General features: G+C 66.9%; 12 protein-coding genes, 1 tRNA gene and 1 pseudogene. 7 read left to right on the top strand and 7 right to left on the bottom strand.

What is annotated here, in order from left to right:
* Positions 1-78: 78 nt before the first annotated feature.
* Positions 79-1,500 carry a cryptochrome/photolyase family protein gene (locus NF551_RS07800; protein ID WP_227896853.1) on the top strand — a complete coding sequence of 474 codons (1,422 nt, stop codon included), beginning with the start codon at positions 79-81 and terminating at the stop codon, positions 1,498-1,500.
* A 1-nt stretch (position 1,501) separates the two neighbouring features.
* On the opposite strand, the gene NF551_RS07795 is transcribed toward NF551_RS07800, so the two are convergent.
* Complete coding sequence (locus tag NF551_RS07795; RefSeq protein ID WP_227896854.1) at positions 1,502-2,572, bottom strand: tartrate dehydrogenase; 1,071 nt, start codon at positions 2,570-2,572, stop codon at positions 1,502-1,504.
* Between the two features lie 191 nt (positions 2,573-2,763).
* On the opposite strand from NF551_RS07795, the gene NF551_RS07790 reads away from it, so the two are divergent.
* A complete protein-coding gene (locus NF551_RS07790; protein ID WP_227896855.1) occupies positions 2,764-4,392 on the top strand; it encodes an SLC13 family permease in 1,629 nt (542 codons plus the stop codon).
* An 82-nt stretch (positions 4,393-4,474) separates the two neighbouring features.
* Here NF551_RS07790 and gap read toward each other — a convergent pair whose 3' ends face one another.
* Positions 4,475-5,485, bottom strand: a complete 1,011-nt coding sequence (gene gap / locus NF551_RS07785; protein WP_227896856.1) for a type I glyceraldehyde-3-phosphate dehydrogenase — start codon at positions 5,483-5,485, stop codon at positions 4,475-4,477.
* Positions 5,486-5,587: 102 nt separating this feature from the next.
* Here gap and NF551_RS07780 point away from each other — a divergent pair, with 102 nt between their 5' ends.
* Both NF551_RS07780 and NF551_RS07775 read left to right on the top strand, forming a co-directional pair.
* Positions 5,588-6,820, top strand: a complete 1,233-nt coding sequence (locus NF551_RS07780; RefSeq protein WP_227896857.1) for an ROK family protein — start codon at positions 5,588-5,590, stop codon at positions 6,818-6,820.
* Positions 6,821-6,870: 50 nt separating this feature from the next.
* The gene (locus tag NF551_RS07775) at positions 6,871-8,037 is read left to right on the top strand and encodes a winged helix DNA-binding domain-containing protein (RefSeq protein WP_227896858.1); all 1,167 of its coding nucleotides are present in this window, start codon (positions 6,871-6,873) and stop codon (positions 8,035-8,037) included.
* On the opposite strand, the gene NF551_RS07770 is transcribed toward NF551_RS07775, so the two are convergent.
* Genes NF551_RS07770 through NF551_RS07760 form a run of 3 tightly spaced genes read right to left on the bottom strand, consistent with a single transcriptional unit; the run spans position 7,973 to position 10,408 of the window.
* On the bottom strand, positions 7,973-8,473 hold the full coding sequence (locus NF551_RS07770; protein ID WP_423722134.1) for an NUDIX hydrolase: 501 nt from the start codon (positions 8,471-8,473) through the stop codon (positions 7,973-7,975). The two genes, NF551_RS07775 and NF551_RS07770, sit on opposite strands and share 65 nt — an antisense overlap.
* A 13-nt stretch (positions 8,474-8,486) precedes the next feature.
* The gene (locus tag NF551_RS07765) at positions 8,487-9,536 is read right to left on the bottom strand and encodes an NAD(P)/FAD-dependent oxidoreductase (RefSeq protein WP_227896859.1); all 1,050 of its coding nucleotides are present in this window, start codon (positions 9,534-9,536) and stop codon (positions 8,487-8,489) included.
* 47 nt (positions 9,537-9,583) lie between these two features.
* Positions 9,584-10,408 (bottom strand): SDR family NAD(P)-dependent oxidoreductase, encoded by an 825-nt coding sequence (locus tag NF551_RS07760; protein ID WP_227896860.1) that lies wholly within the window; start codon positions 10,406-10,408, stop codon positions 9,584-9,586.
* Positions 10,409-10,538: 130 nt separating this feature from the next.
* Here NF551_RS07760 and NF551_RS07755 point away from each other — a divergent pair, with 130 nt between their 5' ends.
* Positions 10,539-11,477 (top strand): 5'-3' exonuclease, encoded by a 939-nt coding sequence (locus tag NF551_RS07755; protein ID WP_227896861.1) that lies wholly within the window; start codon positions 10,539-10,541, stop codon positions 11,475-11,477.
* A gap of 51 nt (positions 11,478-11,528) precedes the next feature.
* Positions 11,529-12,743, top strand: a pseudogene (locus tag NF551_RS07750) (MFS transporter); the annotation flags it as partial.
* A gap of 68 nt (positions 12,744-12,811) precedes the next feature.
* On the opposite strand, the gene NF551_RS07745 reads toward NF551_RS07750, so the two are convergent.
* A tRNA-Leu gene (locus NF551_RS07745) sits at positions 12,812-12,896 on the bottom strand.
* A 128-nt stretch (positions 12,897-13,024) separates the two neighbouring features.
* On the opposite strand from NF551_RS07745, the gene NF551_RS07740 reads away from it, so the two are divergent.
* Entirely contained in the window at positions 13,025-13,630 is a 606-nt protein-coding gene (locus NF551_RS07740) for an ANTAR domain-containing response regulator (RefSeq protein WP_227896862.1), read from the top strand.
* A gap of 70 nt (positions 13,631-13,700) precedes the next feature.
* Here NF551_RS07740 and pyk read toward each other — a convergent pair whose 3' ends face one another.
* Positions 13,701-15,203 (bottom strand): pyruvate kinase, encoded by a 1,503-nt coding sequence (gene pyk / locus NF551_RS07735; RefSeq protein ID WP_227896863.1) that lies wholly within the window; start codon positions 15,201-15,203, stop codon positions 13,701-13,703.
* Positions 15,204-15,317 lie beyond the last annotated feature (114 nt).

Below are 15,317 nucleotides of genomic sequence, written 5' to 3'. Positions count from 1 at the left end.
TGGGACCGGCGCGCCGGTCCTTTCCGCGGGTAGGGTCGTACTAGCCCCGCCGAACTGCCCAGTGAAAGGAACCCGCACGTGGTCTCCCTCGCCTGGCTCCGTGACGACCTGCGCGCCGCGGATAATCCTGCACTCCTGGCTGCAGCACACGAGGGCGGCGCCATAGCCCTCTACGTTCTCGACCAGGAATCACCGGGCATCCGTCCCCTGGGTTCGGCCGCCAAGTGGTGGCTGCACCACGCATTGCAGGTACTGCGCGAGGATCTCGGCGCCCTGGGCATCCCGCTGGTCCTGCTGCGGGGGCCGGCAGCCGAGGTCGTCCCCGCTTTTGCGCGGGCGGCCGGCGCCGAGCGGATTTTCTGGAACCGGCGCTACGGCGGGCCGGAACGCACGGTGGACACCGCGGTCAAGGACTGGGCCGCCGGAGCTGACCTGCACGCGGAAAGCTTCCAGGCCTCGCTGCTGCACGAACCGTGGACAGTGCGCACCGGGCAGGGCGGGCCTTACCGTGTGTTCACGCCGTTCTGGCGGGCCGTCAGCGCGCTGGATTTCCGCGGTCCCCTCGACGCCCCGGCGAAAGCCGCCGCACCGCCGTCGGGGTTCCCCTCCGGTGAAGATCTGGAGGACTGGGGCCTTTTGCCCCGGCACCCCGACTGGTCTGCCGGCCTCGCCGCGGCCTGGACGCCGGGGGAAGCGGCAGGACTCGCGGCCCTGAGGGAGTTCCTCGACGGTCCGGTGCAGGACTACGACGACGGCCGGGACCGGCCGGCGAAGCCCGGAACCAGCAGGCTCTCCCCCTATTTGAGGTGGGGGCATGTGAGTCCGTTCCAGGTCTGGCACGCACTGTCCACGGTGCGCGGGACGGGGGCGGGGCCGGAGGTGTTCGGCACGGAGATCGGCTGGCGCGAATTCTGCTGGCACCAGCTCTTCCACAACCCGGACCTCGCCGTGAAGAACCTGCGCCCTGCCTTTGATGCCTTCCCCTGGGAATGGCCGGAAGGATCAGGCCCGGTGACCCCGCCGGTTTTGCGCGGCCACTCCGGGGACAGTCCTGGGCAAGCATCACGCCCGGATGGACTCGACCCGCTGGATGCCTGGAAGGCCGGGCTCACCGGCATCCCGCTGGTCGACGCCGGCCAGCGCCAGCTGTGGAACATGGGCTGGATGCACAACCGCGTGCGAATGGTCGCGGCCAGCTTCCTGGTCAAGAACCTCGGCGTGCACTGGCGGGTGGGCGAGGAATGGTTCTGGGAGACCCTCGTGGATGCGGATCCGGCGAGCAACCCCGCCAACTGGCAGTGGGTCGCCGGCTCCGGTGCGGACGCAGCACCGTTTTTCCGGATCTTCAATCCGGAAACCCAGGCGAAGCGCTTTGATCCCGACGGCGCCTACATCTCCCGCTGGGTGCCCGACGCGATGACCCCGGCCTATCCCGAACCTCTCGTGGATCTGAGGGAATCCCGCCGGCACGCCCTTGACGCATACGAGAGCATCCGCTGACTCACTGCCCCAGAGCGGCGATAACGGCGTCGGTGACTTCCTGCGTGCCGGCCGTGCCGCCGACGTCGCGCGTCTTAATTCCCGACGCCGCCACCGCCTCTATAGCCGCCTCCAGTTTGCCGGCCTCCCCGGGCAGCCCCAGGTGGTCCAGCATCAGCGCCGCACTGGCGATTGCCCCGACCGGGTTGCTGATGCCGCGTCCGGCGATGTCCGGAGCGGACCCGTGAACCGGCTCGAACATGGACGGAAACCGCTGCTCCGGGTTCAGGTTGGCGCTGGCGGCCAGGCCCAGGCTGCCTGCCAGCGCTGAGCCCAGATCGGAGAGGATGTCCGCGAACAGGTTCGATGCGACCACCACGGACAGGCTCTGCGGGGCCAGCACAAACCTGGCACTCATGGCGTCGACCAGCACACTCTCGGTTTCGACGCCCGGATAGTCGGCGGCGACCCGGCGGAACACTTCATCCCAGAGCACCATGCCGTACTGCTGCGCATTTGATTTGGTCACGGAGGAGACTTTCGGAACAGCCCGGGTCAGTGCCAGGTCAAAGGCAAACCGGATGATCCGCTCACAGCCGGTTTCGGTAAACAGCGCCGTCTGGACCGCCACCTCATTGCCGGGTCCGCGGCCGGAGAGATTGCGTCCGCCCAGCCCGGCGTACTCCCCCTCCGAGTTCTCCCGCACCACAATCCAGTCCAGGCCCGAAGTGTCCGTGCGCAGCGGGGAGTCGATGCCCGGCAGGAATTTCACCGGGCGGATGTTCGCCCACTGGTCGAAGTTCTGCGTGATGTTCAAGCGCAGGCCCCAAAGACTGGTGTGGTCCGGCACGTTCTCCCAGCCGACAGCCCCAAAGTAGATCGCGTCTGAGTTCTGCAGCAATTCCAGGCCCTTGGCGTCCATCATGACACCGTGCTCGGCATAGTACGCGCTGCCCCACGGATACGGGATCCACTCAAACCCGTAGCTGCCCGAACGTTTAGCCAGCGCCTCCAGCACCTGCTGCCCGGCAGCGATTACCTCGGCCCCGATTCCGTCCCCCGGAATCACCGCGATCCGAAAACTGCTTTCCATCTGCCCTCTCCCCTCCGCCAGCGGCCATGCCCGGAAGACCAGCCTCTGGACCCGGGAGCCTAACCCAATCCTCAACCGGGCACGGAAGTTCCCATGTCCAGGCCGGTATGTCTGCCGCTGCCCTTCCGGCCTGAGCGGGGACGGGACTACCTTTGGCTGCACATCACCCGCGCCAGCCAATGGAGGCCAGGATGTCCCAGGATCTCTCCCCCTCGCGGACGGGCGGCGGGCAGCCGGCCCGCACCGACGTCGAAGCGGCACTGCTCGGCGGACGCACCTTCCGAAGCCTGAGCGAACAGACTCTGTCCCCGCGCGAAGAACAGTTCGAGCGGGCCCGGCAAACGCTCGGGTTCTTCCTTGCCCCGGCGGTCACCATCATCTTTGCCCTCTGGCCCTCGGACATGGACTCCACCCAGCAGCTGCTGGCCGCCATCCTGCTCGGTGTCATTGTGCTGTGGATCTGCGAGCCGGTCCCGATTCCGGTGGGCGGGCTGATCGGGGTCGCCGCCGTCGTCATTCTGGGCGTTGCGCCGTCAACGGCCGTACTGGCTCCGTTCGGTTCCACCACTATCTTTACGTTTATCGGCGCGTTCATCCTGGCGCAGGCGATGCTGAAACACGGCCTGGCGCAGCGCCTGGCGTTTGCGGTGCTCTCGCTGCCCGGCGTCGGGCGTTCGACCTACCGGGTGATCATCGCCTTCGGTGCAATCACGTGCCTGCTGTCGGCGTTCGTTTCCAATACCGCCACGGTTGCCATGCTGCTGCCGACTGCGCTGGGCATCCTGGTGGTCATCGCCAAGCTGATGCAGGACCGCGGCGAGGTGAAACCCGACTTCGATCCGCTGCGGCTGCGGGTGGGTGCCGCGCTGATGCTTATGCTCGCCTACGGAGCGAGCGTGGGAGGGCTTCTGACTCCGGTTGGTTCCCCGCCGAACCTGATCGGACGCGGCCTGATCGAGGAGGCAACCGGGGAACGGATTTCCTTCGCGCAGTGGATGGCGGCCGCCGCACCGCTGTGCCTGGGGATGTTCGTGATCCTGGCGCTGGTCATGTTCCTGCTGAACCGTCCCGAGGTGCGCCGGATCGAGGGTGTGGAGGATTACATCCGGGAGCAGAAGGCCGAGCACGGGAAAATGAGCCGGGCAGAAATCAACACACTGATAGCCTTCGGCACCACGGTTCTCCTCTGGCTGACCCCGGCTGTGGCGTCCCTGATTGCCGGCACCGAGTCCGAAGCCTACGCCTTCCTGGATGACCGGCTGGATGAAGGAATCGTCGCTGTACTCGGAGCTTCGCTGCTGTTTATCCTTCCCACCAATTGGAAGGAACGCAAAGCCACACTCACCTGGACTGATGCAGCCAGGATCGACTGGGGAACCATCCTGCTCTTCGGTACCGGCATCATCTTCGGTGCCCTGCTGGCCGAGACAGGCCTCGCGGAAACCATCGGCAACGCCGCCTCGGACAGCCTGGGCATCACCAGCCTCTTCGCCATCACCGCATTCTCCACGCTGCTGGCCATCCTGATATCGGAGACCACCAGCAATACCGCCTCCGCCGCCGTCGTGGTTCCTATTGTCATACCTCTGTGCACAGCCATGGGCCTGGACCCGTTTGTCCCTGCCCTGGCGGCAACGTTCGCTGCGTCGTTTGGCTTCATGCTTCCGGTGTCCACCCCGCAGAACGCCATCGTCTACGGCTCCGGCGCCGTACCTATCATCCGGATGATCCGCACCGGCCTGGTCTTCGACATCCTTGGAGCGGCGCTGATCATCGCGCTGCTGCCGCTGATGGTTGGCCTGGTCGGGATCGGTGCCTGAGCCACCCCAATGAGATAGCAGAAACTGCCCGTTAGAGCGCTCTAACGGGCAGTTTCTGTTATCTCGCTTGAGGGGAAAGGCCTTAGCTGAGCTTGGAGGCCACCAGCGCGGTCAGGTCCACCAGGCGGCTGGAGTAGCCCCATTCGTTGTCGTACCAGCCGACGATCTTCACCTGGTTGCCCTGGACCTTGGTCAAGCCGGCGTCAAGGATGCAGGACGCCGGATCCCCGACGATGTCCGAGGAGACGATCGGATCTTCGGTGTAGGTGAGGATGCCGGACCAGCGGTCCGAAGCGGCAGCGGCGCGGAAGGCCTCGTTCACTTCTGCGGCCGTGGTTTCCCGGCTGACTGTGACCGTCAGATCCGTGGCGGAACCGGTGGGCACCGGAACGCGCATGGCGTAGCCGTCCAGCTTGCCCTTGAGTTCCGGCAGTACCAGCGCGATGGCCTTGGCGGCTCCAGTGGAGGTGGGCACAACGTTCAGCGCTGCGGCACGCGCCCGGCGCAGGTCCTTGTGTGGACCGTCCTGCAGGTTCTGGTCACCCGTGTAGGCGTGGATGGTGGTCATCAGGCCCTTTTCGATGCCGAACTCCCGGTGCAGGACATCCGCCATCGGCGCCAGGCAGTTAGTGGTGCAGGAAGCGTTGGAGATGATGTGGTGCGCAGCGTCGTCGTAATCGCCGTCATTGACGCCCATGACCACGGTGAAGTCCTCACCCTTGGCCGGCGCGGAAATCAGGACCTTCCGGGCACCGGCAGCAATGTGCTTTTCGGCATCCGCGGCGTTGGTGAAGAAGCCCGTGGACTCGATGACGATGTCGACGGACAGTTCTTCCCACGGCAGGTTGCCCGGATCCTTCTCGGCGAGGACCCGGACGGTCTTGTCTCCGATGACCAGGTTGCCGTCATCCACCCGCACGTCATGCCCCAGCCGGCCCGCAACGGAGTCGTACTTCAGCAGGTGTGCCAGCTGCGCCGGGTCACCCAGGTCATTGATGGCGACGACATCGAAGCCGTTGCCGGGGTCGAGGGCGGCGCGGAGGAAATTGCGGCCAATGCGGCCAAAACCGTTGATTCCGACTCGTACAGTCATGAGGGCCTCCAGTTTGCGAGCGGTGTTTATATTTAGGAACTAAATATATGAACTAGTACAATTATGCTGTTATTCCCGCCACTCGTCAAAGGGGCCCTAACTTTGGACACCTCCGCCAGCACCCCCCAGCTCCTGCGCCGCACCAACCTGCGCTCCGTCCTGGATGTGCTGCGCTCGGTGCCTTCGGCCACCGGAACCGACCTCATCGAAGCAACCGGCCTGACACGTGCCACGGTGATCGCAGTCTGTGACGACCTCATTGCCCGGGGCTGGGCCCGGGAGGCACCCTCTCCCCGCGCCGGCGGGCAAAAGGGCCGCCCGGCGCGCCGCTTCGAATTCAACGAGAGCGCCGGATATGTCCTGGGACTCGACGTCGGCCTGGCCACCGTGCGTGTTGTGGTGGCCGACCTCGCCGGGACGGTCGTCGGCGGTACCGAGTCCCGGTTCCCGCGCCACGGCGGCACGCCTGCCGACCGCCGTTCCGGCGTGATCGCCGCCGTCGGCCAGGCATTGGCGGAAACCGGTGTGCCGGCCTCCGCCGTGCTGGGCACGGCCCTGGGCATCGCCGCCCAGGTCACGCCGAAAGGGACCATCGCACCGGGGCAGGAACTGGCTCCCATGTTCGACCTCGGACTCACGCAGGAGTTCCGCGACGGCTTCGGCTGGCCGGTCCTGGTGGAGAACGATGCCAAGCTAGCCGCCCTCGCAGAACGCTGGCGCGGCACGGGCGCCGGCGAAGCAAACCTGGCCGTGGTGCTGGCCGGTGAACGCCTGGGCACTGGTGTCATCGAGTCCGGGCGGCTGGTCCACGGAGCGCGCGGACGCGCCGGAACCATGGGCGGGCTGGAACTGGTCGACGGCGTCGGGAACCAGGACGGCATCGCCAAACTGGCGCGCCTCTGGGGCACCGCTGCCCTGGATGCCGGGCACGACGGGATGATCCGCGAATTGGTGGGAACGCAGACCAACCGAGTGTCGGCCCGCTATGTCTTCGAGGCAGCCGCAGCCGGGGACGGCGCCGCAGCGGAGATCCTGGACCGGATCGGCCGGCGGATGGCCCGGGTCCTGGCGCTGGTGTCCACCTTCTTCGACCCCCGCATCATTGTCCTCGGCGGTGCCGTTGCCGCTTCGGCTACCGCACTGCTTCCGGTCATGACCGAGGAGCTGGCCAAATACGTACCGGATCCTCCGCGCCTGGCGGTGTCTGAACTGGGTGAAATGCTGGTCGCCACCGGTGCTGTCCGGCTGGCTCTCGACCACGTGGAGTCACGCCTCCTGGACCTCCGCCCCGGCTCCGTCCGGGGAACCGGTCCCCAGGACGGTTCCCTGGCCTAGACTGTCTCCGCCCGCAGGGACTTCCCCGCGCGGCACAGGACGGAGGCCGCATGGAGAGCAGCACGGAGAGCATCGGACGCGCTGAAATACTGCGCCGCCGCGCTGCCAGCCACGGCCTGGGCACACGGCCTGCCAGCCTGGACGGACCCGCTGGTGCCGTTGACCGCCTGTTCGCCCTCCAGGGACAGGACCTCCCCGGCGCACTCTGGTCCCTCGGGCTGCGCTCCGGCGCGTCCCTTCCCGAAGTCATGGCTGCCTTTGACGACGGCACGCTGGTCCGCAGCTGGCCCTTCCGCGGGACACTCCATATGCTCCGCGCCGCGGACGTCCACTGGATCCTCAAGCTCACCGCCGAACGCACGCTGCGCTCCGCCGCCCGGCGCCGGGAGGACCTGGAGCTCGACGACGGCACACTGGAACAGGCGCGGAAGCTCACCGAGCGGGCGCTTGCCGGCGGGAACCGGCTGGGACGCAGGGATCTGCTGCTCCTGTTCGAGTCTGCCGGCATATCAACTGCCGGCCAGCGCGGCTACCACCTGCTGTGGCACCTCAGCATTTCCGGAACCACGGTACTGGGTCCGATGGAGGGCAAGGAGCAGCTCTTCGTCCTGCTTGACGACTGGGTTACCCGGCGCCGGGACCTGAGCGGTCCGGAGGCCCTGGGTGAGCTGGTGCGCCGGTACCTTACGGGCCGTTCCCCGGCAACAGCCGCGGACATCGCGTGGTGGAGCAAACTGCCCCTGACGTCGATCCGCTCCGGGATCGCTGAGGTGTCCGGTGAACTCGAGGAGGTTGAGTACTGCGGCACCGTGCACTGGCAGCTGCGCACCGGGACGCCCCCCGCTGCCGGCCGGGAACACTTCCGCCGGGAAACCGCCCACCTGCTGCCCGGTTTTGACGAATACCTGCTCGGCTACCAGGACCGCAGCGCAGCCCTTGAGCCCGAGCATGCTCCGCTGACCGTCCCGGGCAACAACGGCGTCTTCAAGCCCACCCTCGTGCTGCGCGGCCGGGTCGCCGGGCTGTGGTCCCGGAAGGCCTCACGTGCCGGTACGGCGCTTACCGTGCAGCCCTTCTCCCCCGTGAGCGACCGTGACTGGAACGCCGTCGGCCGGGCGGCCGCCCGCTACGGGCAGTACCTCGGCACCCCGGTCACCGTTCAGCGCCGCCTGGCAACTGCCCGGCCAGGGCATCCAGGAGCTGCACCTGCCCCTTGACGAGCTTGGTCCGTGCCTCGGCCACCGTGAACCAGCCGGCCCGGTCGACTTCGGGGAAGCTCCGCAGCGCCCCGGACCGTGGCGGCCATTCAAGTTCAAAGGTGTTGCTGCTGGTCTGCCGGTCAGGAATATCCGCTTCGGCAACGAATACCGTTATGGTCTTGGCTGAGGACTGGCGGAAGGTACCGAGAAGCCGGTATTCGACGTCGGGAGCCGCCCAGCCCATCTCTTCGCCGAACTCCCGCTTCGCGGCCGCCAGGGCATCTTCGGGCGGAACGAACTCGCCCTTGGGAACTGACCAGGCATGATCGTCCTTCCGCACCCAGAACGGCCCGCCCATGTGCGCGATCCAGACCTGCAGGGCGGCACTGTCCCGCCCGGCTTCTTCGCTGGGCCTGACGAACCGGTACAGCAGGATCCCCGCACTGGAAATCACGGATGTCCCCCTGCTAACCGCTCCGGACAGACCGTGCCGCGGACTCAACCGCCTGCTGGATATCCTCGGTGATGAGATCCATGTTGATCGCGGCCCCGGCGGACATTCCCGCAGCGGCTGATGCGATGACCTGGACCATGGGTTCGGCGACGTTTCCGGCGGCATACACGCCGGGCACCTCGGTAGCGCCGTTCGGTTTGACCGGCACGGCGGTGCCGGTCGGGATCTCCCCGGCGAACTGTTCGACGGCCTCCAGCCCCACACCGGCCAGGTAGCCGGCGCGGGCCTGCACCCGGGTAAAGACCACGACGGCGTCGCAGGGTTCCAGCGCCCCAGAGGCCAGGCGCAGCCCGGTGACCTTCTCCGGCCCTTCGACCCGGATTACTTCTCCTTCAACCACACGGATCCCGCGGGCGGCCAGCTGCTCGGCCTGCTCTGCGTCAGGCGTCCCGGCGGTGTGCAAAAACAGTGCGACGTGCTCGCTCCACTGCCGCCACATCAGCGCCTGGTGCACGGCCGTGGCCATGTCAACGGCCAGGATCCCGATCTCCTTGTCCCGGACCTCCCAGCCATGGCAGTACGGACAGTGCAGCACGCCTGTGCCCCAGTGCTCCCGGACCCCTTCGACGTCCGGCAGCCGGTCCGCCCCGCCGGTAGCCGCGAGGATTCGGCATGCGCGCACTGTGTCCCCGGAGGCGAGCCGAACGCTGAAACCGCCGCCGTCGATCCGTCCTACGGTCTCCACCCGGCCCTGGACGATTTCCGCCCCGTACTGCAGGACCTCCTGCCGGCCGGCCGCATACAGTTCGGCCGGCGGTGCGCCCTCTTGACCCAGGTAGTTATGAACGTGGGAGGCGGGAGCATTGCGGGGTTCGCCGGCGTCGACCACCAGGACCGTGCGGCGGGCACGTGCCAGCGCCAGGGCACCGCTGAGTCCGGCTGCTCCGCCGCCGATGACGACGACGTCGTATTCCCCGGCTGCCGGCCTGCCGTTTCCAGTGCCCGTGCTGTCCTGCCCCGCAGATTCCATTCCGAACTCCAATCCTTCACCTGTGCGCTGCATGACGCTTCACCTGCTGGCCCGCCACGCGCCCGGGCAGCTTTCGGGCTTTACCCCTCCAGCATGGCCACGGACTTGTTCCACAGACCGAGGGCAAGGAGAGCATCGCCGGCCTGCTTATTCGGCCGGGCCACCTTGCAGCGGACAAAGTACTTTCCGGTCGGATAGTCCTCTCCCGGGGTCCCTTCCGCCAAATACACGAGGGTGCGGGCGCCTTTCTCCGGTGTCCCCAGGAACCTCTTGAGCGGCGAGGCATAGGCGGCGTGCATCGCAGTGCCCGGCGCATTGGAGAAGCTGGAGGCGATGGTGCCCGGGTGGAAGGAGGTGGACGTGGCTCCGGCGGCACGGTAGCGCCGGTCGAATTCCTCGGTGAAGAGGATCTGCTCCAGCTTGCTGTCGCCATACGCCTTGTGTGGCCTGTAGCCGCGTTCCTGTTCCAGGTCGTCGAGGTCCACGTGGCCGAACAGCCGGTTGCCCAGGCTGGAGGTGTTGATCACCGTGCCCTTGGACTCCAGCAGCCGGTCGGTCAGGAGACGGGTGAGCAGGAACGGCGCCAGGTAGTTCACCTGGAACGTCATTTCATGCCCGTCGACTGTGACTTGGCGTTCCTTCCCGAAGATGGCGCCGGCATTGTTCGCCAGGACATCGATCCGCGGGTAGCGCTGCAGCAGGTCGGAGGCAAGGCTGCGGACCTGGCCCAGGTCGGCGAAATCGGCAGTGAAGTACTCACCGCCGGTGTCCGCAGCGACGGCGGCCGTCTTCTCCAGGGAACGCCCGATGACGACGACGTGGTGCCCGTCCTTGGCGAGCCGGCGCGCTGCGGCCGCACCTACGCCGTCGGACGCGCCGGTGATCACGATGGTCTTGGGAGCCATGCAGGCCTGCTTTCCTGGGAACCGGGCGAGACGGTCCCACACTAGCGGCGCCTTGGCGGGAACGGTATCCATTCGCACAAGGCACCCGGGAAGCGCCCACGACGGCGCGCTTCCGTGGCAGGATCGGGCTATGCCTGATCGCCTGATGCTTCTGGACACCGCCTCGCTGTACTTCCGCGCGTTCTACGGAGTGCCCGATTCGATCCGCCGCGGAGACGGAACGCCGGTCAACGCCGTGCGCGGACTGGCGGACATGATCGCCAGGCTCACCGCTGAATTTTCCCCCACACACCTGGTGGCGTGCTGGGATGATGACTGGCGGCCGCAGTGGCGGGTGGACCTGCTCCCCTCTTACAAGGAGCACCGGGTGGCGCGCGTGGTTGACGGCGGATCCGACGTCGAGGTGGTTCCGGACGCGCTCGAGGCCCAGATCCCGCTGATCCGCAGGATGCTCGCCCTGGCGGGTATACCCGTGGTGGGCGTTCCCGGCTACGAGGCTGATGACGTGATCGGCAGCTACGCCGCGCAGGCCACGATGCCGGTCCACGCCGTCACCGGCGACCGGGACCTGTTCCAGGTCATTGACGACGCACGCCAGGTGCGGGTGCTCTACACCGCGGGCGGAATGAAGAACCTCAAGGACATGGACGACGCCGCCGTCGTCGCCAAATACCGCGTGCTGCCGGAGCAGTACGCCGACTACGCGACGCTGCGCGGCGACAGTTCCGACGGCCTTCCCGGCGTAGCCGGCATCGGCGAGAAGACCGCGGCGTCCCTGCTTGCTGAGTTTGGCACGCTGGAGTCCCTGCTGGCCGCAGTGGAAGACCGAAGCAGTGAACTGTCCTCGGCCATGCGCGCGAAGCTGACCGCTGCAGCGGACTACCTCGCCTCCGCGCCCAGCGTGGTGCGGATTGTCCGGGACCTTGACGTTCCGTCCCCGGAAGACGCCGGTGCCCGGCTTTCGCCGGTGACCGGAGACCGGCGAACCGAACTCGAGTCCCTGGCCGGGGAATGGAACCTCGGCGGTTCGGTCCGCCGGTTGATCGAGTCCCTGGACTCCACGGGCTAACCGATCCGGCGGCAAGTCCGGGATATCCTGCCGAAGACAACAACGGCACAGATGAACGGTTTGACGGTGGCTGCACGCAGGAACAAGACGACGGCGGCGCCCGCCCTCCCCACGCGGCGGCGGGTACTGTCCGTGCTCGTGGCGGGCCAGATCCTGGGCGGGGTCGGCATGGGCGCGACCCTGTCGCTGGGCGCCCTCCTCGCCGCAGAGCTCTCCGGCTCCCCCGCCTTCTCCGGCATGGCGGCCACCATGAGCACACTGGGGGCGGCAGCGGCAGCGGTTCCCCTGGCCCGGCTGGCGCAGACGTCCGGCCGCCGGGTCTCGCTCTCCACCGGAGTCCTGATCGCGGCAGCTGGTTCCATCACCGCCGTCGGCTCGGCCGTCACCGGCTTCTTCCCCCTGCTGCTCGCGGGGTTGGCGCTGCTCGGTGCCGGGAGCGCCGTCAGCCTGCAGGCCAGGTTCGCCGCTGGTGACCTGGCCACGGAAGCGACCCGGGGCAAAGACTTGTCCGTGGTGCTGTGGTCCACCACCATCGGCGCAGTCCTCGGACCGAATCTTTTTGGCCCGGGCGAGGTCGTCGGCGCTGCCCTGGGACTGCCTCCGCTGACGGGTGCCTTCGTCTTTTCGCTCTCAGCCCAGCTGGCCGCGGCGGCGGTCTACCTCTCCGGGCTTCGCCCGGATCCGCTGCTGGCCCTAAAGCGGCAGTCAGGGGACGACGCCGGGGGCGACGACGACGGCACCGGCGGCGGGGTTCCGGACCCGGGCCCCTCCCGGCCCAGGCGCGGCGGACTCTCGGTCCTCCGGCATGCCCCGGCGGCACGGTATGCCGTCGCGGTCATTGCCCTCAGCCACGCAGTGATGGTCGCGCTGATGTCGATGACCCCGGTCCACCTGGCCAGCCATGGTGCGGCCATCAGCATCATCGGCTTCACCATCAGCCTGCACATCGCCGGAATGTACGCGCTCTCCCCCGTCTTTGGCTGGCTCTCGGACAGAACCGGACGCCGGAAGGTCATCTTGGGAGGACAGCTCCTGCTGCTGTCAGCCTTGATCCTCGCTGGAACCGGGTCAGAGTCCTCCGCGGTGGTGACCGTCAGCCTGGTCCTGCTGGGGCTGGGCTGGTCTGCCTCGGTGGTGTCGGCGTCGGCCCTGGTATCAGAGTCGGTGGCCGTTCCCGACCGCACGGCGGTCCAGGGCATTTCGGATCTGGGGATGAACGTCGCGGGGGCGCTCGGCGGGGCGCTGGCCGGGCCGGTGCTTGCCGCGGCGGGGTACTCCGGCCTGGGCTACGCGGCTGTGCTGCTGGTCGCCGTCGTCATTGCCTGGACTGCCGTTGGTGCCCGAAGTGGGACTCGAACCCACACACCTTTCGATACTGCATTTTGAGTGCAGCGCGTCTGCCAATTCCGCCATTCGGGCAGGCCCTGTGATGTTGATCAAACGTTCTGATCTACCGTGTTGGGCGCGAAACTACTCTACATGCAGATAGTCTGATTTCGTGAACTGCCGGCGCCACCGGTAGTGCTGTCGTCTTTAGAGGAGCATCTGTGTCTGAGTCATCCGAGCCCGTACCGTCCAACACCCCCGCGCGGCGCGTCCTCGTTGCTGAAGACGAGACGCTGATCCGCCTCGACATCGTGGAGATCCTGACCGGCGAAGGCTATGACGTAGTCGGCGAGGCAGACAACGGCGAGAAGGCCGTGCAGATGGCCAACGAGCTCAAGCCGGACCTGGTGCTCATGGACGTGAAGATGCCCGTCATGGACGGCATCACCGCTGCTGAGGCCATCGTCAAGGCCCGCATCGCGCCCGTTGTGCTGCTCACGGCGTTCAGCCAGAAGGAACTGGTGGAGCGGGCGCGTGAGGCCGGTGCCATGGCCTACGTGGTCAAGCCCTTCACCCCTGCGGACCTGATTCCCGCCATCGAGATCGCCCTCTCCCGGCATGAGGAAATCAAGGCGCTGGAGGATGAGGTCACCGACCTCAAGGAACAGTTTGCCACCCGCAAGCTCGTGGAACGGGCCAAGAGCCTGCTCACCACCAAGATGGGGCTGACCGAACCGGAAGCCTTCCGCTGGATCCAGAAAACCTCCATGGACCGCCGCCTCAGCATGCGCGAGGTTGCTGAGACCATCATCAACCAGGTCAACTAAGGCCAAAGCGGCAACGCAAAAGTCCCCGTCCGGAAGATTCCGGACGGGGACTTTTGCGTGGGCCTGGCGCCTAGATGGGCTTGGCCTTGCCCTTGTTGGCTTCCTTGACCGGCCAGGGGCCGACCTTTTCCTTCTCGCGGCGGCGGCTTTCACCGGCATCCGCAGCGTCACCAACGCGGTGGACCTTCAGCAGGTTGGTGGAGCCGGCCTGTCCGGGAGGCGATCCGGCAGCAATAACCACCATGGCGTCCTCCTCCACGATTCCGTTCTCCAGCAGCTTGCGGTCCACCTGCGCGGTCATCGTGTCGGTGTGTTCGGCGAATTCGACCAGCAGCGGGCGGATTCCCCAGAACAGCGACATGTAGTTCAGGGTGGATTCCACCGGGGTGAAGGCAAACACCGGCTTCTTCGGCCGCAGGCGGGAAAGCCGGCGCGCCGAGTCGCCGGACTGGGTGAACGTGCAGATGCATGCGGCGTCCAGCTGGTCGGCGATTTCCACTGCGGCGCGCGTGATTGCACCGCCCCGGGTGCGCGGCTTGCTGCCCAGCGGGGGGACACGGTTCAGGCCGTGCTCTTCGGTGGATTCGATGATCCGTGCCATCGTCTTGACCGTGTCGATCGGGTACTTACCCACGGAGGTTTCGCCCGAGAGCATGACGGCGTCCGCGCCGTCCAGCACTGCGTTGGCGCAGTCGGAAGCCTCGGCGCGGGTCGGCCGCGGGCTTTCGATCATGGATTCCAGGACCTGGGTCGCCACGATCACGGGCTTGGCCCAGCGCCGGGCCAGCTCAATGGCGTTCTTCTGGACCATCGGAACATCTTCCAGCGGCAGCTCGACGCCGAGGTCCCCGCGGGCGACCATGATGGCATCAAAGGCGTCGATGATCTCTTCGATCGCCGCGACGGCCTGCGGCTTCTCGATTTTGGCGATAACCGGAACGCGCCGGCCTTCTTCATCCATGATCTCGTGGACCCGCACCACGTCGGCTGCATTGCGGACGAAGGAGAGCGCAACCATATCCACGCCGCGGCGGATCGCCCAGCGGAGGTCTGCCTCGTCCTTCTCGCTCATGGCGGGCACGTTGACTGCCACGCCGGGCAGGTTGATGCCCTTGTTGTTGGACACCGGTCCGGGAACGGTCACCTCGGTGACCACCTGCTTGTCGTCCACCGACGTGGCGCGCAGCGCGACCTTGCCGTCGTCAATCAGCAGGATGTCACCAACGTTCACGTCACCCGGAAGGCCCTTGTACGTAGTGGAGCAAAGCTCGGCGGTGCCGGGCACGTCCTCAACGGTGATGGTGAAGACATCGCCGCGGTTCAGGAAATGCGGACCGTCCGTAAACCGGCCGAGCCGGATCTTGGGGCCTTGGAGGTCGGCAAAAATACCCACCGGCTTCCCGAGCTCAGCGGAGGCCCGGCGGACGTTTTCGTACGTGGTGTTGTGGACGGAATGATCGCCGTGGCTCATGTTCATGCGAGCTACGTCCACCCCCGCACGCAGCACGGCCACGGTGTTTTCGTAACTGGCAATGGCGGGTCCGAAGGTTGCAACAATCTTTGCGCGTCTCATATGTCCTACCCTAGTCGTCCGATTCCTTTTACGCAGTCATGGGAGCGCTCCCCCGTGGCTGCGGCAAAGGCGCCGGACCGGGGTCCGGCGCCTTTGGCGTCCGTCTCTGTCTTT

Origin of the sequence: Arthrobacter caoxuetaonis (genome assembly GCF_023921125.1) — a bacterium.
In the GTDB taxonomy this organism is placed as follows: Bacteria; Actinomycetota; Actinomycetes; order Actinomycetales; family Micrococcaceae; genus Arthrobacter_B; species Arthrobacter_B caoxuetaonis.
The sequence above is the reverse complement of the archived record's forward strand: the minus strand, read 5'-3'. Positions and strand labels throughout refer to the sequence as shown.